The sequence below is a fragment of the Dyadobacter sp. AC419 genome (genome assembly GCF_979253085.1).
This window is the reverse complement of sequence record NZ_CEEDCD010000006.1, coordinates 20764-40146: the sequence shown is the minus strand read 5'-3', so window position 1 is coordinate 40146 and position 19383 is coordinate 20764. Positions and strand designations below refer to the sequence as shown.

The 19383-nt window shown below is 44.8% G+C and carries 20 protein-coding genes and 1 other RNA gene; 15 read left to right on the top strand and 6 right to left on the bottom strand.

Annotated features, from left to right (window positions below):
* Nucleotides 1-193: 193 nt before the first annotated feature.
* Nucleotides 194-694, bottom strand: a complete 501-nt coding sequence (locus AC0IYG_RS03005) for a hypothetical protein (protein WP_471709544.1) — start codon at nt 692-694, stop codon at nt 194-196.
* 186 nt (nt 695-880) lie between these two features.
* Between AC0IYG_RS03005 and AC0IYG_RS03000 the strand changes: the two genes are divergently transcribed.
* The gene (locus AC0IYG_RS03000; protein ID WP_471709543.1) at nt 881-1270 is read left to right on the top strand and encodes a hypothetical protein; all 390 of its coding nucleotides are present in this window, start codon (nt 881-883) and stop codon (nt 1268-1270) included.
* Here AC0IYG_RS03000 and AC0IYG_RS02995 read toward each other — a convergent pair.
* Both AC0IYG_RS02995 and AC0IYG_RS02990 read right to left on the bottom strand, forming a co-directional pair.
* On the bottom strand, nt 1187-2605 hold the full coding sequence (locus AC0IYG_RS02995; RefSeq protein ID WP_471709541.1) for an alpha-L-fucosidase: 1419 nt from the start codon (nt 2603-2605) through the stop codon (nt 1187-1189). The genes AC0IYG_RS03000 and AC0IYG_RS02995 overlap by 84 nt on opposite strands.
* 25 nt (nt 2606-2630) lie before the next feature.
* On the bottom strand, nt 2631-3665 hold the full coding sequence (locus AC0IYG_RS02990) for an isoaspartyl peptidase/L-asparaginase family protein (protein WP_471709540.1): 1035 nt from the start codon (nt 3663-3665) through the stop codon (nt 2631-2633).
* A gap of 209 nt (nt 3666-3874) precedes the next feature.
* Here AC0IYG_RS02990 and AC0IYG_RS02985 point away from each other — a divergent pair, with 209 nt between their 5' ends.
* The 3 genes from AC0IYG_RS02985 to AC0IYG_RS02975 are packed head-to-tail and all read left to right on the top strand — an operon-like array spanning nt 3875 to nt 6491.
* Nucleotides 3875-4762, top strand: coding sequence for a hypothetical protein (locus tag AC0IYG_RS02985; protein ID WP_471709539.1), 888 nt, complete (start codon nt 3875-3877; stop codon nt 4760-4762).
* Between the two features lie 23 nt (nt 4763-4785).
* On the top strand, nt 4786-5424 hold the full coding sequence (locus tag AC0IYG_RS02980) for an ABC transporter ATP-binding protein (RefSeq protein WP_471709538.1): 639 nt from the start codon (nt 4786-4788) through the stop codon (nt 5422-5424).
* Nucleotides 5421-6491, top strand: a complete 1071-nt coding sequence (locus AC0IYG_RS02975) for a hypothetical protein (protein ID WP_471709537.1) — start codon at nt 5421-5423, stop codon at nt 6489-6491. The genes AC0IYG_RS02980 and AC0IYG_RS02975 overlap by 4 nt, the downstream gene beginning before the upstream one ends.
* 61 nt (nt 6492-6552) lie before the next feature.
* Here AC0IYG_RS02975 and AC0IYG_RS02970 read toward each other — a convergent pair whose 3' ends face one another.
* Nucleotides 6553-7266 carry an SDR family oxidoreductase gene (locus tag AC0IYG_RS02970; RefSeq protein ID WP_471709536.1) on the bottom strand — a complete coding sequence of 238 codons (714 nt, stop codon included), beginning with the start codon at nt 7264-7266 and terminating at the stop codon, nt 6553-6555.
* Nucleotides 7267-7409: 143 nt separating this feature from the next.
* Between AC0IYG_RS02970 and fabG the strand changes: the two genes are divergently transcribed.
* The 11 genes from fabG (at nt 7410) to trmD (ending at nt 17830) form a co-directional block, all read left to right on the top strand.
* Nucleotides 7410-8156 carry a 3-oxoacyl-[acyl-carrier-protein] reductase gene (gene fabG, locus AC0IYG_RS02965; RefSeq protein WP_471709535.1) on the top strand — a complete coding sequence of 249 codons (747 nt, stop codon included), beginning with the start codon at nt 7410-7412 and terminating at the stop codon, nt 8154-8156.
* A 71-nt stretch (nt 8157-8227) separates the two neighbouring features.
* Nucleotides 8228-10303, top strand: coding sequence for a vWA domain-containing protein (locus AC0IYG_RS02960; RefSeq protein WP_471709533.1), 2076 nt, complete (start codon nt 8228-8230; stop codon nt 10301-10303).
* On the top strand, nt 10290-11228 hold the full coding sequence (locus AC0IYG_RS02955) for a DUF2279 domain-containing protein (protein ID WP_471709532.1): 939 nt from the start codon (nt 10290-10292) through the stop codon (nt 11226-11228). The genes AC0IYG_RS02960 and AC0IYG_RS02955 overlap by 14 nt, the downstream gene beginning before the upstream one ends.
* Before the next feature lie 55 nt (nt 11229-11283).
* On the top strand, nt 11284-12267 hold the full coding sequence (locus AC0IYG_RS02950) for a Smr/MutS family protein (protein ID WP_471709531.1): 984 nt from the start codon (nt 11284-11286) through the stop codon (nt 12265-12267).
* Between the two features lie 94 nt (nt 12268-12361).
* Nucleotides 12362-13369 (top strand): DUF4403 family protein, encoded by a 1008-nt coding sequence (locus tag AC0IYG_RS02945; protein ID WP_471709530.1) that lies wholly within the window; start codon nt 12362-12364, stop codon nt 13367-13369.
* Nucleotides 13356-13703 (top strand): DUF4403 family protein, encoded by a 348-nt coding sequence (locus tag AC0IYG_RS02940; RefSeq protein WP_471709529.1) that lies wholly within the window; start codon nt 13356-13358, stop codon nt 13701-13703. The genes AC0IYG_RS02945 and AC0IYG_RS02940 overlap by 14 nt, the downstream gene beginning before the upstream one ends.
* A 108-nt stretch (nt 13704-13811) precedes the next feature.
* Nucleotides 13812-14219, top strand: an RNA gene (gene rnpB / locus AC0IYG_RS02935) — RNase P RNA component class A.
* Nucleotides 14220-14273: 54 nt separating this feature from the next.
* The gene (locus AC0IYG_RS02930; protein ID WP_471709528.1) at nt 14274-15704 is read left to right on the top strand and encodes an OmpA family protein; all 1431 of its coding nucleotides are present in this window, start codon (nt 14274-14276) and stop codon (nt 15702-15704) included.
* Between the two features lie 221 nt (nt 15705-15925).
* On the top strand, nt 15926-16513 hold the full coding sequence (locus AC0IYG_RS02925; RefSeq protein ID WP_471709527.1) for a 30S ribosomal protein S16: 588 nt from the start codon (nt 15926-15928) through the stop codon (nt 16511-16513).
* Nucleotides 16514-16599: 86 nt separating this feature from the next.
* Nucleotides 16600-17163 (top strand): ribosome maturation factor RimM, encoded by a 564-nt coding sequence (gene rimM, locus AC0IYG_RS02920; protein ID WP_471709526.1) that lies wholly within the window; start codon nt 16600-16602, stop codon nt 17161-17163.
* Nucleotides 17153-17830, top strand: coding sequence for a tRNA (guanosine(37)-N1)-methyltransferase TrmD (trmD, locus tag AC0IYG_RS02915; RefSeq protein WP_471709573.1), 678 nt, complete (start codon nt 17153-17155; stop codon nt 17828-17830). Before rimM ends, trmD begins: the two co-directional genes overlap by 11 nt.
* On the opposite strand, the gene AC0IYG_RS02910 is transcribed toward trmD, so the two are convergent.
* Complete coding sequence (locus tag AC0IYG_RS02910; RefSeq protein ID WP_471709525.1) at nt 17827-18270, bottom strand: GNAT family N-acetyltransferase; 444 nt, start codon at nt 18268-18270, stop codon at nt 17827-17829. The two genes, trmD and AC0IYG_RS02910, sit on opposite strands and share 4 nt — an antisense overlap.
* A gap of 48 nt (nt 18271-18318) precedes the next feature.
* On the bottom strand, nt 18319-19350 hold the full coding sequence (locus AC0IYG_RS02905) for an RluA family pseudouridine synthase (protein WP_471709572.1): 1032 nt from the start codon (nt 19348-19350) through the stop codon (nt 18319-18321).
* Nucleotides 19351-19383 lie beyond the last annotated feature (33 nt).

The following is a 19383-nucleotide window of genomic DNA, read 5'->3' as shown; positions in this document are numbered from 1 at the left end:
GGGTTCTGTTTATGCGAGTAAATAAGGCTCTATTTCCGGGCCAATTTAAAGTTGCTAACCTTTGTATTGTTAACCGGTGATTTCGGGGATTTTCTTTTCTGTAATAGTGCACTAATTTCCTTCAAATCGGAATCGTTGAGTTGAACATTTACAAATTCCGGTTCTGTTTGATCGATTGCTTTGAAATTCGGTTTCATTTGAAGTATCGTTTAACCAGTAAACTGGATTCTTTCGTATCAATAAACATTCGGTTGCCAGCCAGGATCTTTGCGCCAATAGCAATCTGATAATGTGTAATTAAGCTGGTCTTGGACTCAAAAACAACAATTCCGTCAAATCCATTCTCGAATGATAATTTGCATGCATAAGCGATCAGGTTACCTGCGACGCCTAGATATTGCTTTTTGGCTCCCTTGTTGCTTTTGCTGTTTTCAATCAGATGCATAAAAACATGATCCTGATTAATGCTTATACTTAGCAAACCATGAATAACAGTCTTATCTGCGACAGCCACTAATTTATACAGCTGCTTCGCTTGGTTCGAAAATTCTTTTTTCCAGTCAAAAAGCCAGTTTCTAACGCCCAATGATCTCAGATGCGAAGCTTCAACCTGAACAACCAGCGTTTCAAAGATTTCACCTGTTACGGCATGTTCTATTGAATTGGTTAATTTGTCAATTTCAAAATTTAGCATGTGTGTAATTTTACCTTAAAGATAAGATTACTTCACCAATCTCTAAATCCTAATCAATCACAAACAAATAAGCCGGCTGCTGGCCGATTTCGATAGAAATTTGATTTTTGGAAATTCTCCATAACAAAAATCTTAATTTTAATTCATAAATTTCTCAACTCTTCAACGTTCAGCTTCAATGTCATCATGTTAAATATCATCGAAAATTACATGCAACTTAAAAAGAACATGGGTGCTCTGATTAATAAATCAGGCTATAAAAATGCCTTTTTGGCTGAACAGATCGGAATGCCGGCGCCCACTTTCAGCGTTAAAAAGCAACGCGGGAATTGGACTGAGAACGAAATGAAGCAGATTTTAGCCATCATTCAGAATGAAAAGCTCGAAGACTACTTCTTCCTCGAACTGATGCGAGCCGATTCCGATGAACCGCGCCTGCCCATTGCTGATCCTGAAGAAGCAAATTGGATGGTAGTTCAATATGTTAATACCCTAATCAATTACAAACAAATAAGCCGGCTGCTGGCCGATTTCTGTGGCGGTCTTTGCTGGGATTTGAATGCTTCCGTCTTTTAGTTTCAGTGCTTTTTTGTTTCCTGCTAATGTGATTTTTGCGTTGGCTCCCAATGTTAGGCCTTCGGGTTTTAATGTGGCTGGCAGTTTTTCTCCGGCTTCGGCTAGATAGAATGCGTAGGTTGTGTTGCCTTTTTTGGTGTAGGCCCATTTTCCTGCGCGGTAAGGAGCGAGGGGTTTGGTTTCGTAGATGCCGATGCTGTTAACATTCATCCATTTACCCATTTCTTCCAGGCGTTGATAAGCTTCTTCATGCCATTCTCCATCCGGGCCTGGCGCTACATTCAGGAGCAGGTTACCGCCTTTGGCGACAATGTCAACCAATGTGTAAACGAGCTTTTGTGTCGATTTGAAATTCTCTTTCGGAATGTAAGACCAGGAATCGCCCATTGTCATGCACGATTCCCAGGGAATAGACATATAATGGTCCGGGATCGATTGTTCGGGTGTGACGTAATTCTCAAATTCACCTGTTACAGTCCGGTCTACAACGAGTAATCCCGGCTGGTGTGAGCGGGCCATTTTCGCGATACGTGCCATGTCAATGTCCTGGTCGTAAGGAATTGACTTTTGCCAGCTGATATTCGGGTCAATGGTGCTGAAAGGCCTTACCCAGCCGCCATCGAGCCAAAGAATGTCGACAGAACCATAATCCGACATTAACTCTTCGATCTGGTTATAAGTAAAGTCTTTGAATTTATTCCACATTTCAGGACGCTTCTTGGGGTCGTAGGAAACGTTACGGTCTTTTGGCGGGAAATAGGGCCACCAGTAAGAGTCTGTGTTCCAGTCGGGTTTTGAAAAATACGTGCCTGTCATGAATCCCTGGTTGCGGAATGCCGCCAAAACTTCCTTGGTAACATTCGCTTTTGGATTAGACTTAAATGGCGTGTTGGTAATCTTATAATCCGTGTATTTGGAATCGAACATGGCAAAACCGTCATGATGCTTGGTTGTAAAAACGACGTATTTCATGCCAGCTCCTTTCGCAGCCTGCGCCCAGCGTTCCGGGTTGAACTTTACTGGGTTAAAGGTTTTAGGAATTTCTTCATATGCTTTCTTGTATTCAAACCAGTCATGCGAATGCGGTCCCTTGCGCTCACACCAGCCCTCATCCTCAGGGCATAACGACCAGGATTCCACAATTCCCCACGCACTATACGTTCCCCAGTGCATAAGCAATCCAAACTTTACGTCCTGCCATTTGCTGAGCTTTTCCTTAACCAGCGGATCTGTCGGTGCGACATATTTGGAGTGATCCTGCTCGGCATGTTGCTGTGCGTAAATGTTACCGCTGAACATGAGCGCAGCGGCAAGCAATGTAGATTTCAATTTCATTCTAAATTCTTAAAAGTGGGTTTCGTCAGGAAAAATAGCTTTTGGCATTGATCACCACGCCTTTTCCGCCTTGTTCGGTAACTGTATAATTAAAGCCTTTTTGAACAGAATATGCGCCAACTTCTCCTTGCTTGTTAATCGCAAGAAAACCAACCTGGAATGTCTTTGCGCGTTCCGGATTAGGCTTGACAATGCGTTCAATGGCTTTTTTGCAGGCTTCTTCGGGTGAAAGTCCTGAGCGCATAAACTCCACAACGAGGTGTGTCCCGCAAACACGGATCACTTCTTCGCCTTGGCCTGAGGAAGTTGCCGCGCCGATTTCATTATCAACAAATAAACCTGCACCAATAATCGGTGAATCGCCAACCCTGCCGCGCATTTTGAAACCCATCCCGCTCGTGGTGCACATGCCGGACAGGTCGCCGTTGTTGTCCAGCGCCAATGTGCCCATTGTATCGTGGTTAAACGCGCCATTTTCCAGGCGGGCCGGAGCGAACGGGCCGTGACCTTTTTGACCCTTGGATTGCTGATGTTCAATGTTGATAACCGGCTTATACTCACCTTTTTTCAACCATTCTTTATAAGATTTTTCTGCGTCCGGTGAAAGTTTTGCGGGTTCCAGTTTGAAGCCATTTGCAAGGGCAAACTGCTGAGCGCCAACACCGGCCAAGAAAACGTGCGGCGTAGTTTCCATTAGTTTCCGCGCAACGGATATCGGGTGTTTTACCCTTTCCAAAAATGCGACGGAACCGCAATTGGCTTTTTCATCCATAATGCTGGCATCCAATGTTACAAAACCGTCACGGTCCGGGTTTCCGCCCAAGCCTACGCAGCAGTTAATGTCGTTTTCGATGGCGATTGCCGCTTGCTCCACCGCATCCAATGCTTTTCCTCCTTTTTCCAAAACAGGCCAGGCGGCTGCATTTGAGATTTGCCCGCTATCCCAGGTTGAGATTACAATTGGTTTTTTGACCACATTTTTTGCAAACAATTTGGGGGCTTGCATGAAAGGCAGCGCAAAGGCAGACAGTCGTAAAAATGATCGGCGTGATGGTGTCATCTTAGTTGGGATATTGAGTTTGGGGTAAGGAAAATACTGAAAAGTCAGGATTTGCTATAATTTTTAAAAAGAACTGCCTCTTTTTTTAAAATTTTTCAAATATACATTTCAGTGCTTAACGCACCAATTAATGTATGATTATTTTCCCAGTTGAGAAAATACAGATAATTTAGCCCGACCAATACTGCACTAATATTAATCTGTTTAAAATGAACTCTCCGCAATCGCGTGTTGACGTGGCGATCAATGCTTACGGCAAACCATATCAGACAGCAGTTACGCTTTATACTTTAATGAAGCATTCGGGCCAGTGGATCAATAAGATTTATTTTGTTGAGGAGTCGAAGCAGCCTGAAAAGTCAAATTATCAATTTATCCGGGATCATTTCGGCGATAAGCTGGTGCACTTTAAGCCAAGTGTCTGGCTTTGGACAAAAAGTGTCAAGTTTGATTTTTTGCTAAACTTCAAGATGTTCCGGCATGCCGTCCGCTATCAATATCCGTGGGAAATGTCGGATCAGAAATATCTTTTGGTGCTGCATAATGATGTTTATTTCAAAGACGATCTTGTCAAACATTATCTGGAAGGCATCGGCGATGCTTCCGGGATCGGGCGCATCGGACAATGCTGGGGCTGTCCTGCATTTGAGGCAAAACTTTGTGTTCCTGAGACTTATCCGGAATATAAGCCCGATTACAAGGAGTTAATGCAACTGGCAAAAGATTATCCGCAAGCCCGCACACATGAATATGGACTTGTTGTGGACCCGAAAGCGCCGTGGCCTTTGCCGGAATGCCGCCTGAATGAATATATGGCAATGATTGATTTGGAAAAAACCAAAAAGGACACCATGCCGATTGGCAAAGGCACTGCATTTGGCTCATACGACCGGCTGGACGTGGGCGTAAAGTGGTTTGCCGATATGAACAACATGGGCCATACATTCAAGCATTTCGATTACGATCCTTATGCGACGCATAGTTGGGTGAGCTTGCGCAATGCGGGCCATGATGCATTGTTTAACAAAGATCTTTACCGTTACGAAGAGTCGGTTGCATTGCAATGTCTGCGTGATGAATTTGGTTTCAAAGGCTGATGCGCATCCTTATATAACGTTACATGACACTTCAAATCCGGGATCTGCGCCAGCAATATGGCAGTTTGGAAATCCTTAACATTGATTCCTGGGAAATAGGTTACGGGATTTTTTGGATCCAGGGAGAAAACGGAGCTGGCAAATCGACACTCTTTCGCACCATTGCCGGAATGCTGCCTTACACCGGTTCGCTGCGGCTCGATGACCGGTTGGATCTCCAAAAAGATCCGGTTGAATTCAGGTTAAGACTTAATCTGGGAGAAGCCGAGCCACTTTATCCATTATTTCTGACACCCGCCGATCTGCTGGAATTTGTGGCTGAGGCAAAACAAAGTCCGGCCGGACAAACTCAGATGCTCGTTGAAGCTTTGGGAATTAATTATCTGCAGACGCCATTTGGCAACTGTTCGAGCGGCATGGTGAAAAAGCTTTCACTCGCGCTGGCATTTTTGGGCGAGCCTTCCGTTATCATTCTGGACGAGCCACTGATCACCATTGACCGCGACGCACGCATTGCGCTTTTCAGTCTCATTAAGTCTTATCATGCCAAAGGCGTTACTTTTCTGCTTTCTTCTCACGAAAATTTCCAGCAAGACGGTCTCGACATTTCAGCAACCTATTTATTGAAAGACAAGACATTAACACTTGTTCCTGCGCTATGAAAACCTTGATGCTGGCCACGGTTTCAGCGTTTTTTAAGCAGCGGTCAGGAATGTTTTTCGTGATCCTGGCTGTTTTGTTCGGATTTCTGAGCGGAGCCGAGCACCATGCATTTGCGGTTTTCTTTCTGACGAGTTCCAAAGGAATGCTTTATCTGGGCATCATCTGGCTGGCTTATAGTTTGTTCTGCATTCAATTTTTATCCCGGTTATGGCGGCGGCCCGAATATGCATTTATTTATCAAGCCAGACTTTGGAATCCCACCACCAGAACATTCCGGTTTATCGCGCTTGCCGTCGGCTTTCTGCAACCATTGCTTTACTATGGCGTTTATCTGACGGCAGTTGCCATTCAGGATAAGCTCAGCGGCGGTTTGTGGCCGATATTTCCTTATTATATTGTATTGATCGCACTCGTTGCGCTGGCAGCGGAAATCCGGATCAAGCGCCCGCACATCATTAGCGAATCCCAAAATAGCCGGATCGTAAAATGGCCGTTTAAGCGCATTGCGTCGTGGACATGGTGGTCGCTGGAATATTTGTTTCGGGAAAAAGGCGTTACGCTGCTTGCTGGGAAAGTTGGTGCAATGTTGGTCACACTTGGCACATTGCTTTATTATTCGACTGATGTGTATGATTTGCGGCTTCCCGCCGTCGGGTTGTCGCTGGCTTATTTGCTCAATGTCGGGATTTCTTACGAGCTGTATAAATGGGAAAGTGAAACGTGGCTTTGGGGGCGTTCGCTGCCGGCAACGCGGACACGGCGAATTGCCCGGATCTTCCTGATTCACGCCATTGTGCTCCTTCCCGAAACATTCGTCGCCATCCGCAACGGCGCATTAACTATTTTCGAACTGTTTCAGCTTTATGCATTAGGCCTTTCCATCATCGTCGCCGTGCATTTGTTTTTTTACACAAAAGCAGGGTTACTGGAAGATTCAATTCAGACTTTTCTGTTCGGATTCATGGGCCTGACCTTATTGATCCTCTACAAAATCCCTATCCTGGTTCTCGCGGGAGTATTTACATTACTCTCTATTTTAATGTTTCCTAAATGGTATAAAATCTAAAAACGGACTTGATGCCGCTCTGAGCTTCAAATCCGTTTATTTAACAAACTAAAAAGGACGTTCATTTCGGAGGCATTGAAGGTCTTACTTCAACTTTGCTAGGAAGCGTTCTGGCTGGCATTTTGATAAGGTCTGAAACAATTTGACCAATGTCTTCCGGCTGGATTTTCCATGCATCTTTTTCTGATGGCTGGTGATTGCTGAATTCTGTTGCAACCGAACCCGGCATAATGGTCGTCACCTTAATTCCGGCATCACGAACGTCCATCATCATGGCTTGCGAAAATCCTACAAGGCCAAATTTGCTCGCATTATAGGCCGTTCCGCCAGGGAAGAAATTTGTTCCTGCCAAGCTGGCAATGCTGATAAAATAGCCTTTTGACTCCGTTAATGCTGCTATGGAAGCTTTTGCACTGAAAAATACGCCCGTCAAATTAATGTCAATCGTTTCCTGCCATTGTTCAGCAGTAAGTTCTTTTATCGCACCAAAATGTCCAACGCCCGCATTTGCGATGACATAATCAAGCTGTCCCCATTTGGAAATAACGGTTTGAACTGCCTTTTCCTGCGATTCAAGATTTCTCACATCCGACTGAATGCCGATGGCGTATCCGTCCTTAATTTCATTTAATGAAGCGGCTGCCTTATCAGCGCTTTCCTGCGAACGGCTGGTGATAGCAACCCGGATTCCTTCTGCTATAAGCACGGCTGCAATGCCGTAGCCAATTCCTTTTGAGCCGCCTGTGATGAGCGCCGTTTTATTTGATTCTGCCATTGGTTTTGATTTAGGTAAACAAAAATATGCGTATGCCAGTAACAGCAGCCTAACTCAGAAGGTTTCTGCAATATCTTTTTTGGCAGTGCCTGTTAAAACCCTATTTTTGCGACCTAATCATTTTGACAGAATTTATCCCATTTATGAAATTAGTAGAAAATAAAGTCGCGTTGGTAACCGGAGCATCACGTGGTATTGGACGGTCCATTGCTTTGCGATTGGCTCAGGAAGGTGCTGACGTTGCATTTACTTATTTGTCAAGTGTGGAAAAGGGCGAGGCGTTGGCCAAAGAACTTGAACAATTTGGTGTCAGGGCAAAAGGTTACCGTTCCGATGCTTCCAATTTTCAGGCCGCCGATCAGCTTGTGACGGACGTGGTCGCTGACTTCGGGAAACTGGATGTGCTGATCAACAATGCGGGCATTACGCGCGACGGACTGCTGATGCGCATGAGCGAGGAGCAGTGGGATTCTGTCATTACAGTGAATTTGAAATCGGTTTTTAATCTTACCAAAGCCGCTACAAAAAGCATGATCCGTGCCAAAACCGGTTCTATCATCAACATTACATCGGTGGTGGGGATCAGCGGAAATGCCGGTCAGTCCAATTATGCAGCTTCCAAAGCGGGGATCATTGGTTTTACCAAATCCATCGCATTAGAACTGGGTTCACGCAACATTCGCTCCAATGCAGTTGCACCAGGTTTTATAGAAACCGAAATGACTGATGCGGTTGATTCAAAAGCAGTCGAGGAATGGAAGCAATCTATCCCTATGAAACGCGGCGGACAGCCTGAGGAAGTGGCTGATGCATGCGTTTTTCTTGCTTCTGACCTTTCACGATATATCACAGGCCAGGTAATCCAGGTGGACGGCGGTATGTTAACATAGTGGGTTTCTTCGTTAGTGAATAGCTGGCAGTTTCATTGTATATTGTAGGCTGCCAGTTATCGATATTTAGCATGCGGTCCGAACTTATTTTCCAAACCCCTTACTGGTTCATTCTCTTCTGCCTGGCGGCGGGTGCTGCATATGCGTTCCTGTTATATCAGCCAACTGCGCCCTGGGGCAAAAAATGGAATTATTTTCTGGCTTTTTTAAGAGGTTTGGCGGTTAGTTTGATCTGCTTTCTGCTGCTTGGGCCACTGGTTCGTAAAACTGAAACTTCGGTTGACAAGGCCAAGATTGTTTTCGCGATTGACAATTCAGAATCTGTCAAAAACAATGGTTCCGAATTAATGAAGCAGGTTTCCACCGCCGTTACCGACCTGGAATCTGCGGGATTTGAAGTTAGTGTGCAGACATTAGATAAAGATTCAAAAACAGCATCGCCTGATTCTGTCAAATTTGACGCAAAGCGGACGGACCTCTCTGAAATGCTGCAAACAGTCAAAACAAATTTTGAAGGCAGAAACCTGACGGATGTCGTTTTGCTTTCTGACGGAATTGTGAATCAGGGCATTTCGCCTGCATATAACCGCTTTCCATTCAGGATCAGCACGCTTGCTGTGGGCGACACAGTTCCGGATCTGGACATTAGGATCAAAGACGTGATCAGTAACCGCATCGCGTATCTTGGAAATGAGTTTCCGATCCGTGCAGAAATTGTTGCCAATGGCCTTGCCGGCAAATCAACAACAGTAACATTAAAGCAAAACGGGCGGGTTATCGCAAGTCAGCCTGTGGCCATTGACCGGCCATCTTTTTTCAAAGCATTCGATTTCAAAGCTTCTTCCGATCAGAAAGGCGTACAACATTATACATTGGAATTGGGCAATGTGGCGGGTGAAACCTCCGGAAGAAATAACAAGCGTGACGTTTACATTGACATTATCGACGGACGTCAACGCATTTTGCTAATGGCCCTCGCGCCGCATCCCGACATCAAAAGCATCAGAAGCCTGATTGAAGCAAACGATAATTACGAGCTCGATATCAAAATCCTGTCGATCTCAAACACACCGATTGCTGCTACAAAACCTTACGATCTGGTTATTCTGCACCAAATCCCCAATGTGCTGGGTTTGGGAAATGCGCAGGTCCGCAATTACATTAACGCCAAAACACCGCTCTTTTTTATTCTGGGAAATCAGTCTGCCGTGCCTTTGGCCAATTCCCTGAACCGCTCGCTGACGATCAATGCGACGAATAGTCAGGTGGATAAGGTTACTGCTCGGTTTAATCCTGCATTCCAGCAACTGAATTTTGATCCGGAACAGCTGAAATTGTTAGAAAGACTTCCGCCGTTATCCGTTCCCTTCGGAGATTATAATGTGTCATCAGGCACGGAAACCATTTTATTTCAAAAAGTCGGCACTTTAAATACGAGTAAACCGCTTTTGGTTTTGAACACCAATGGTGAACAAAAAACGGCCGTGCTGGCAGGAGAGGGGATATGGCAATGGAGGCAGGAGGAATTTGCGCAAACCAATAAGCAGGAAGTTGTTGATAATTTGTTTCAAAAAGTGATTCAGGTGCTTTCGGTTCGCGAGGATAAGCGTAAGTTTCGCGTGTATCCGGTTCGCAATGAATTTGAAGCCGGCGAGCAGGTTGTTTTCCAGACGGAGATCTACAATGATATTTACGAACCGATTTTCGGCCAGGAAGTAAAATTGGACATTACCAATGAAAAGGGCGTGACAAGACAGTTCACATACACGCATGCGCAGGAAAATCCGAGGTTCAATGTGAGTGGCTTAGCAGATGGCGTTTACCGCTACGCTGCATCGGCTTCGCTCAGGTCCGGACTGGAAAAAATTACAGGTCAGTTTGTTATCACCAATGCGGATCTGGAACTGAACAATACAACCGCGGATTTCGGAATGTTGCGCGAGCTTGCAGGTCGCTCCGGTGGAACCTTCACGACTCCTGCAACATTCGCGAGTTTTATTTCAAAACTAAAAGAAGACCGCCCTGCTGACCGCCTGGACAGCAGCGAGGAAATGGTCGAGATCATTTACATGAAATGGTTGTTCTTTTTGCTGGTTCTGCTGCTCGGCGCAGAATGGGGGTTAAGAAAATATCATGGCGGATATTAAGCAGTTTTCGCTGAGAGTTTTATTGCCGCTGGCGCTGGTTTTGCATTTTTTTAATCCCGTCTTTTCACAAACTGACTCGCTTCAAACCGCTTCGGTTGAAGTCGATTCAAGTCAGCAGGTCCGGCCGAACTATGCAATGCTGCGCGCGATCTTTGCCGGACAATCTGCGCTTTATCTTGGAACCATTTACGGCCTCAGCAAATCCTGGTATAAAAACCCTTTGACCAAGTTCACTTTTAAAGACGATACAGGCGAGTGGCTCCAAATGGACAAAATGGGGCACGTTTACACATCCTACCAAATTGCCCGGCACACCGCAGCACTTTATAAAAAGACAGGAATTTCGAAGAAACAAATGCTCGTTTACGGAGCGATTTCAGGCATCATTTTCCAGACGCCCATTGAGATTCTGGACGGCTTTTCTCCTGATTATGGATTTTCACCAGGCGATATGGTGGCCAACATTACGGGGTCGGTTCTCTTTTTGGGTCAAATTGCACTTTGGGATGAAGTAAGGATCCAGCCGAAGTTTTCTTTTCACTACACATCGCTCGCAAAAGTGCGTCCCGAATTGCTGGGAAGTAACCGCTCTGAAAGTTGGCTGAAAGATTACAATGGTCAGACTTACTGGTTCTCAGGCAGTCCCGGAACGTTTTTCAAAAACAGCGGCTGGCCGGCATGGCTTTGCTTCTCCGTCGGATATGGAATTCACAATATGGTTTCTGCCGAAAAATCGATGAGCATTGAACGGGGTTACCGGCCTTACCGGCAATATTATTTGTCATTGGACATTGATCTGACCCGGATCAAAACAAAAAGCAAGCTGATCCGGACCATTGGATTTTTTGCAAATTCAATCAAAATCCCTGCGCCTGCATTGCAGTTTAGCAAAAAGGGCGTTGATTTTAAACCGTTTTACTTTTAACTATTGTTGCTGTTAGTAAGCACGATTTATCGATGCTGAAATTAATTTATACATTATGAATATTGGAGATAAAGTAAGGCTTGTGCACGGACGCGAAGAAGGTATTATTTATGCGTTTTTGCCAGGTAATATTGTTGAAATTGAGATAGAAGACGGTTTTCGCATCCCGGTGCTCCGCAACGAGATCGTAACCATTTCGCCCATTGAAACGCAACGACTGGCGAAGGCTCCGGATGCGAAAAAGATTGGCTCACAAAATGATGTAATTGTTCCAAGAAATGCGCCTTTCGCTGAAAAAGGCATTTATCTGGCATTTGTTGCTGTAAATGACCGGGCTGTAACCATGCATCTTATCAATAATTCTGACTGGATTTTGCCTTTTACCGCAGTTGCTTCCGGTGAGAAAGTGAATACGGGTTTGGCCGGTGGCGTTTTACAACCCAGGACAGCGCAAAAGCTGACAGAGCTGATTATGAAGGACTTTGAAAGCTGGCCTGTTTTCGATGTTAAGATTTTATATTATCGTGAAGGAAATCATACATTGCCGCAAGCGCTGAATAAGCGCATCAAATGCAGGGCGCAGTCGTTTTATAAAAACAAAGGTAAGGCGCCTGTTTTGGGTAAAGATGCATTTGTGTATCAATTGGATGAAGAAAACCTGAAAGCAGAAGTGCAGCCAACGCCGGAAAATCTGTCACAAGATTTAAAAAACAGCATGCTGGGCGGAAGCAAAACCGAGCAGGCGACCATTGCAAAACCGGAGCAAGTGGTTGATCTTCATATTGAAAAGCTTGCTAATAATGCGAATCAACTTTCCAGCGACTCCATTTTAAAAACGCAGCTGTCGGTTTTTGAAAACAGTCTCGAATCGGCAATTGCCAATGGGATGGAAGAAATTACATTCATTCATGGAGCTGGAAGCGGGGCCTTGCGGGCAGAATTGCATCGCCGGCTTGGTAAAAACCAGCACGTTAACTATTTTAAAGACGCTCAAAAAGAAAAATTCGGATACGGTGCGACCCTCGTTAAGATTAAATAATCGGCCTGCTAATTGCCTGAAAGTATTGGTTTTGATTGCATTTGCCGTGTTTTTGTCGCAATGTAATCCTAAAAGTAACTCTCCGAAAGCGCCTATGGAAGAATACAAGTATTCTGTGAATGAGATCCAGAATGAACGGCATCTGTCGGTGCTGAATGTGCCCGTTGAAATAGCTATTGCTGAAATTGAAAATCAGATCAATGCGAAGATCAAGGGATTGATTTATGAAGACAACAGTTACGAAGATGAAGATAACGACAATCTGAAAGCGAAGGTTTGGAAGATAAGCCCGATTAAAGTCGTTGCGATCGACTCCTCTTTTCTTTTCGAAGTGCCTTTAAAGATTTGGGTAAGTGCAGGTTACAAAATCAGTCCGCTGGGCATTACAATGTCTGGTTATAAGGATACGGAATTCTCGATCCGGATCAGGCTGATTTCTAAAATAGGCATTGCTTCAAACTGGAAAATCAAATCGGAGACTTATGTCGATAGTTATGACTGGATTTCGGACCCGAATGTAAGGGTTGCGGGCATCAACATTCCGATTAAGAGCATGGCCAGCAGGCTTTTGAATAAAAACTTTGACAAAATAACACAAGCAATCGATGAACAGGTTGCAGACAACATTGAGTTAAAAAAGAATGCAGAGCTTGCCTGGAACATTGCACGCCAGCCTGTTTTGCTCTCAAAAGAATACGATACTTGGCTTTCAATTGTGCCTACTGCTGTGGTAATGACCCCGTTACTTGCTAAAAATAACGTTTTGCGCTCTGTTATTGGCATCAAAGGTTACACACAGACCATTACTTCGGCGACCAAACCGCCTGTTCCGGCCATTTCAAAGTTGCCCGATTTACTAATTGTAAACAAAGTGCAGGAAGATTTTAAGGTCGGTCTGATCAGTGTCGTTTCCTATGCGGATGCGGCGCGGCTGGCAACTGCGAAGTTCGCAGGAGAAAAATTCGCTTTTTTAGGCGGCCAGTATAAAGTTGAGGTTACATCCATTGATATGTACGGGCAAAATGAGAAGCTTGTGATCAAGGCGGGATTGAAAGGCAGCATTAATGGCGACATTTATCTAAAAAGGAGTGCCTTACTATGATCCGGAGACGCAGCAATTGTCGCTTAAAGGCCTTGACTATGATCTGGATACGCGAAACTCGATCGTCAAAACGGCGGGCTGGCTCTTGCAGGGACAGTTTAGCAGAATGATGGAAAAGAAGATGGTTTTCCCGGTCGGACAGCAGATCGTAGATGCGAAAACGACAATCCAAAAAGCGCTTGCGAATTTTAAAGTCACCGACGGTGTCATTTTAAAAGGAAGTCTTACCGACATCAGCCCTGACCGGGTTTATTTAACTCCGGAACACCTTTACGCTGTTGTATTTGCGCACGGAAACGTCAATTTGAAGGTCAATGGATTAAAGGGAATTTGAAATGTAGTTTCTACAATAATCCCTGTCATTACCAGAATTTTTTACTTTTAATAGTATATTGGCTGCTGATCGAAAGAAAGTATTTCTTAGCTTTGTGGTCAGAGGAAAGGAATAAGCTGACCTACCGCTGCGGTTTCGGCCGGAGAGGAAAGTCCGGGCAGCACAGAGTGCCGTACTTCCTAACGGGAAGGCAGTAACCCGGAGACGGATTGCTGACAGCAAGTGCCACAGAAATGATACCGCCCTGGCATGTTTTTTATATACGAGGGTAAGGGTGAAATGGTGGAGTAAGAGACCACCGCTCTTTGGGCGACCAAAGGGGCACGGTAAACCTTACGGGCTGAAAGATCAAATAGGTGTCAATCCGCGGGGCTGCTCGTCCCCGTCTTTCGGGACATTGACACGGGTAGATCGTTAGAGGTTTCGGGTGACCGGAATCCTGGATAAATGGTAGGAGCTTTCATTTGGCTTGCCAATTGAAAGTAACAGAATCCGGCTTACAGGCTTACTCTTTTTCTGTTTTTGAGTTAATTAATAGTGAATATTTGAATCACATAACTGGTGTTTCCCATGAAGAAAAAGAATCTTTACGTTGCTTTTATTTGTTTGTCCCTGCTGAGTTTGAATACGTTTGCCCAAAACCGGACGTACGAAGGACCCAATAAAATGAACACCTGGTCTATCACAGGTTACGGGGGGATTACAAAATTCTTCGGAGATTTATCTGAGTACAATGGCTTCAAACGCGGAGACAACGAGAAACTGACAGGAGGCTGGGGTTTATCGATCAACAAACAGCTTTCTCCTATTTTTGGTGTTCAGATCGTTGGTTACAACGGTCGTCTGCAAGGTTCAAAAGCAGGTCACATCAGTTCTTTATCGAACGACGAATACAACGCCACATTTAATAGCCCATCATTCGTACAGCTTTCTCTTGATGGAACTGCAAACCTTAGCCGTCTGCTTTTTGGCTATAAAAAACTACGCAGATGGAAAGTAGACGCACATTTAGGATGGGGTATCATTTACTACCACACCGATGTTGATTACATTAACGTAACGAAAAACATCGAAGGCAGCTTTTCAACAAACACAGATGCCAGCTCGAAAACAGCCGGAAAGTGGGAGCGTAATGGTTCTACTTATACCCGCGAATGGGTTATGCCAGTTGGTCTTTCTGTACATTACGAACTTACTCCAAGATTTGATATAGGATTAGATTATACGCATAACTTTGTAAATACTGAGAAATTGGATGCAACTGTTGGTGGTCTGAGCGATTACACAACACAACAAGGCATCTGGACATTTGCTAAGGGCGAGTCAAACAATGATGCTTACGGAATGGCATCTATCGCATTGACTTACAAACTTGGTAAAAACGCTGTAATGGCGAAAAAAGGCAAATACGATGCAGGAAGCGGTCGTTATCACTTGCGTTGGGCTAACCCACAATCATTGATTCCAATTCCTTACAATCCTACAATGGAAGATGCGGATTCAATCGCAAAAGCAAACATGCCTAAGCCAGTTGACCCACGTCTTTACACAGATTCTGATGGTGACGGTGTAGCTGATCTGTTTGACAAAGAGCCTAACACACCAATCGGAAGCATTGTATCTGGTGGTGGTGTAGCAATGGATCTTGATAAAATCATCAGAGACGCTATCAAAAATAACTTGCCGAAAGACGAATGCGAGGCTTTATTCAGTAACATCGAATTTGACACTGACAAAGCAATTATCCGCAACCCATCAAAAGAAACTTTGAGCAAAGTGGTTGAGCTTTTGAACATGCGTACAAACTGCCGGATTGTCTTGGTTGGTCATACGGATGCTCGTGCTTCGGACGCTTATAACGTTTCACTTTCACGTCGTCGTGTTGATGCAGCCAAGAGATTCCTGATCCGCGCCGGAATAACTGATCCTAGCCGTATCATTGCAGAATACTACGGAGAGTATCGCCCGATTGCTGAAAACACAACAGTTGAAGGTCTTTAAGTCTAACCGTCGTGTTGAGATCAAGATTCTTCCAAATAACTCGATTCGCTCAACTTATCCAGCTGGTTTCAGACCATAAGGAGCAATTAAGATATAGAAACGGAAAGGTGAGCAATCGCCTTTCCGTTTTTTTGTTGTGTCTGTTCCGGAATTCAGTATTTTCACTTACCTTTGCACCCTGTTTAATTTAGGGACGAGTTCCCGATCATAACAATTCAATAATGGCAGTTAAAATTAGGTTAGCGCGTCGTGGACGCAAGAAGAAGGCGATTTATGATATCGTAGTCGCAGATGCCAGAGCACCACGTGATGGTCGCTTCATCGAAAAATTGGGTATCTACAACCCAGGTACAAATCCTGCTTCCATCGTTTTGGAATCAGACAAAGCAGTTGATTGGCTTTTGAAAGGTGCACAACCAACTGATACAGCACGTTCTATTTTGCAACATGAAGGCGTTATGCTTAAAAAACATTTGCAAGTAGGCGTTATCAAAGGTGCTATCACGCAAGAAGTTGCTGATTCACGTTTTGACGAATGGAAAGAATCTAAAACAGACCGTAAGGCAACTGCTGCTGATTCGTTGTCACAGAAGAAAGATTCTGACAAACAAGCCAGACTTGATGCTGAACGTAAAGTAAACCAAACTCGTGCAGAAGCGATTGCTAAGAAAAACGCTCCTGTAGTTGAAGAGGTTGCTCCAAGTGAAGAGACAGAAGTAACAGACGAAGTTTCTGATGACGTAACTGCTGTACCTGCAGAAGGAACGGATGCTCCTTCTGACGCACCAGCGGAAGAAACTGCTGAGTAATCAGCGTCTCAATACATTCTTTATGAGTCTGTCGGTTATCCGTACAGACTCATATTGTTTTATAATACACCATTATTAATACGCAGGTGACACAGGACAATTGTTTTTTGTTAGGTTATATCGTCCGTACGCACGGGACGACGGGTAATGTGGTCATTTTTCTTGACGTCGATTATCCGGAAGAATATGAGGAGCTCGATTCAGTGTATGTCGAGATCAAAGGTGAGCTGGTTCCATATTTTGTAGAAAACTTCAACTTGCAAAAGCAGGCTAATGCGATTGTTAAGTTCGAAGATGTGAACACGATAGAAAAGGCGCAAGCGCTCGTAGGAAGTTCACTTTATCTTTCCCTGGACGAATTGGAAGAGCTGGGAAATGAGGAGTTCTATTACCACGAGATAAAAGGCTTCACCGTTGTGGATCAGACACAGGGTGAGTTAGGCATTGTTCGCGAAGTGTATTCGTTGAACGGGCAGGATCTTATTGCAATGGATTACCAGGGAGCCGAAGTGCTTATTCCAACGGCAGCGGATATCGTTTTGCATGCAGATAAAGAGAAGAAACAATTGATGGTTAATCTTCCCGAAGGTTTGCTGGAAGTTTATCTGGACAATTCTGACGCTGAAAATACGCCCGATGATGCGGATTGACATTATCACTTGCGTCCCAAATTTACTAGACAGCTTCTTTGCGCACTCTATTTTGAAACGTGCGCAGCAGGGTGGTTTTGTGGAAGTGGCTGTTCATGATATCCGGGACTATTCGGTCAATAAGCATCGCACCATTGATGATTACGCATTTGGCGGCGGCGCAGGAATGGTTCTGCAAATTGAGCCCATTGCGCGCTGCATCCGTCAACTGCAAAGTGAACGGAACTACGACGAAATCATCTATTTGACGCCTGACGGAGAACTGATGCAACAGCATATGGTCAATCAGCTTTCTTTGAAAGGGAATTTGATTATGCTTTGCGGACATTACAAAGGCGTTGACCAGCGTGTGCGTGATCTGTTTGTAACGAAGGAAATCAGCATTGGCGATTATGTCTTGTCTGGCGGAGAACTTGCTGCTGCCGTGCTTTCCGATGCGATTATACGTTTGCTACCCGGCGTGTTGAACGACGAAACTTCTGCACTAACAGACTCGTTTCAGGACAATTTGCTTGCACCGCCTGTTTACTCACGTCCCGCCGATTTTGAAGGAAATAAGGTTCCGGAAATATTAATGTCGGGGCATGAAGCCAAAATTGAGGAGTGGCGTTACGAGCAATCCATTGAAAGAACCAAGGCCCGAAGGCCTGATTTGTTGAAACCTTAAAAATCGAGGCTGCAATTGATCCATTCGTTGTCAAAGTTGGTGCCGTATTTGCGGTAAAAGCCAACCGCTGACGTGTTCCAGTCCAGCACCTGCCAGAGCATGCCCGTGCAGCCGGTCTCTTTTGCAGCGGTTACCGTGGCATCAAAGAGAATCTTACCGATGCCATTTCCGCGCATGTCTTCCGTCACGATAATGTCTTCCATATACAATCTCTTTCCTTTCCAAGTCGAGTAGCGATAATAGTAAAGCGACATCCCTATGATTTTCGAATCCGATTCGGCAACAAAAAAGTCGTACAATTTTTCATTATAATCACGGGTCATTTTCTCAACATTGTTAGTAACCTGATTCAATGCTCGTTCATAAATGGCCAGCTCTTTAACTAATTCAAAAATTGCAGGGATGTCTTCCAGTTTGCCGTGTCGGGTTGAGATTGTCATAGTATTGTTTAATTAATTAACCTGTAAGAGCTTAGAATATACGATTTCCTACTCATTGTTTACATAGTTTTCCCACTTTTCTAGAATCGCCTGGAAGTTTTCAGGCAACTCCGTATCAAATTGCATCCACTCGCGCGTAGTCGGATGCACGAAGCCAAGTGATTTAGCGTGTAATGCTTGTCCGGGAAGGAATGAAAACAGGTTGGTAACCATCGATTTGTAACTTCCGCTGGAAGTGCCACGCCAAATTTTATCCCCACCATAAGTCGTGTCGTTGAAAATCGGATGGCCAATGTGCTTCATATGCGCCCTGATCTGATGTGTGCGGCCCGTTTCCAGATTACATTGGATGAGCGACACATAATGCATGCCTTTGATGACTTTGTAATGCGTTACTGCATGTTTTCCCTGACTGCCATCCGGAAATATATCCATCACCCGTCGGTCCTTCGCACTGCGGCCAATGTTGCCGGTGATCGTTCCGGATTCTTCCTTTGGTTCGCCCCAGATAAGCGCATTATAAGTTCTTTCAATGGTGTGATCAGAGAATTGTTTGGCCAGAAAAGTCATTGCAAATTCCGTTTTCGCAATCACCAGCAAACCGGAAGTGTCCTTATCAATCCGATGCACAAGGCCAGGGCGTCCCTCGCCGTTTCTGCCTGTGGGAAGTTGCTGAAAATGATAAACCAGCGCATTGATCAGCGTTCCGGACCAGTTGCCAAAAGCAGGATGAACCACCATTCCGGTTGGCTTATTAACGATCAAAAGCACTTCATCTTCATAAATAATTTCCAGCGGAATGTTTTCGGGGATAATCTCAGTATCGCGCGGCGGTTCTGGAAGCGATAGTGTGATGACGTCGAGCGGCTTGACCTTATAGCTGGCTTTGGTCGGTTGCCCGTTGACCTTAACCGCTTCCGCCTCGATTCCATTTTGTATTTTTGTCCGGGAAGCATTGGCCACGTGAAGGCTGAGAAATTTGTCCAGCCGGATTGGCCCCTGACCTTTATCAGCAACGATTCTGTAATGTTCAAATAAATCGTCTTCTTCTGACGCAATCTCAATGTTGTCTTCGGACATTTGCAATGGGTTATTTAAAGGGACAAAATTATC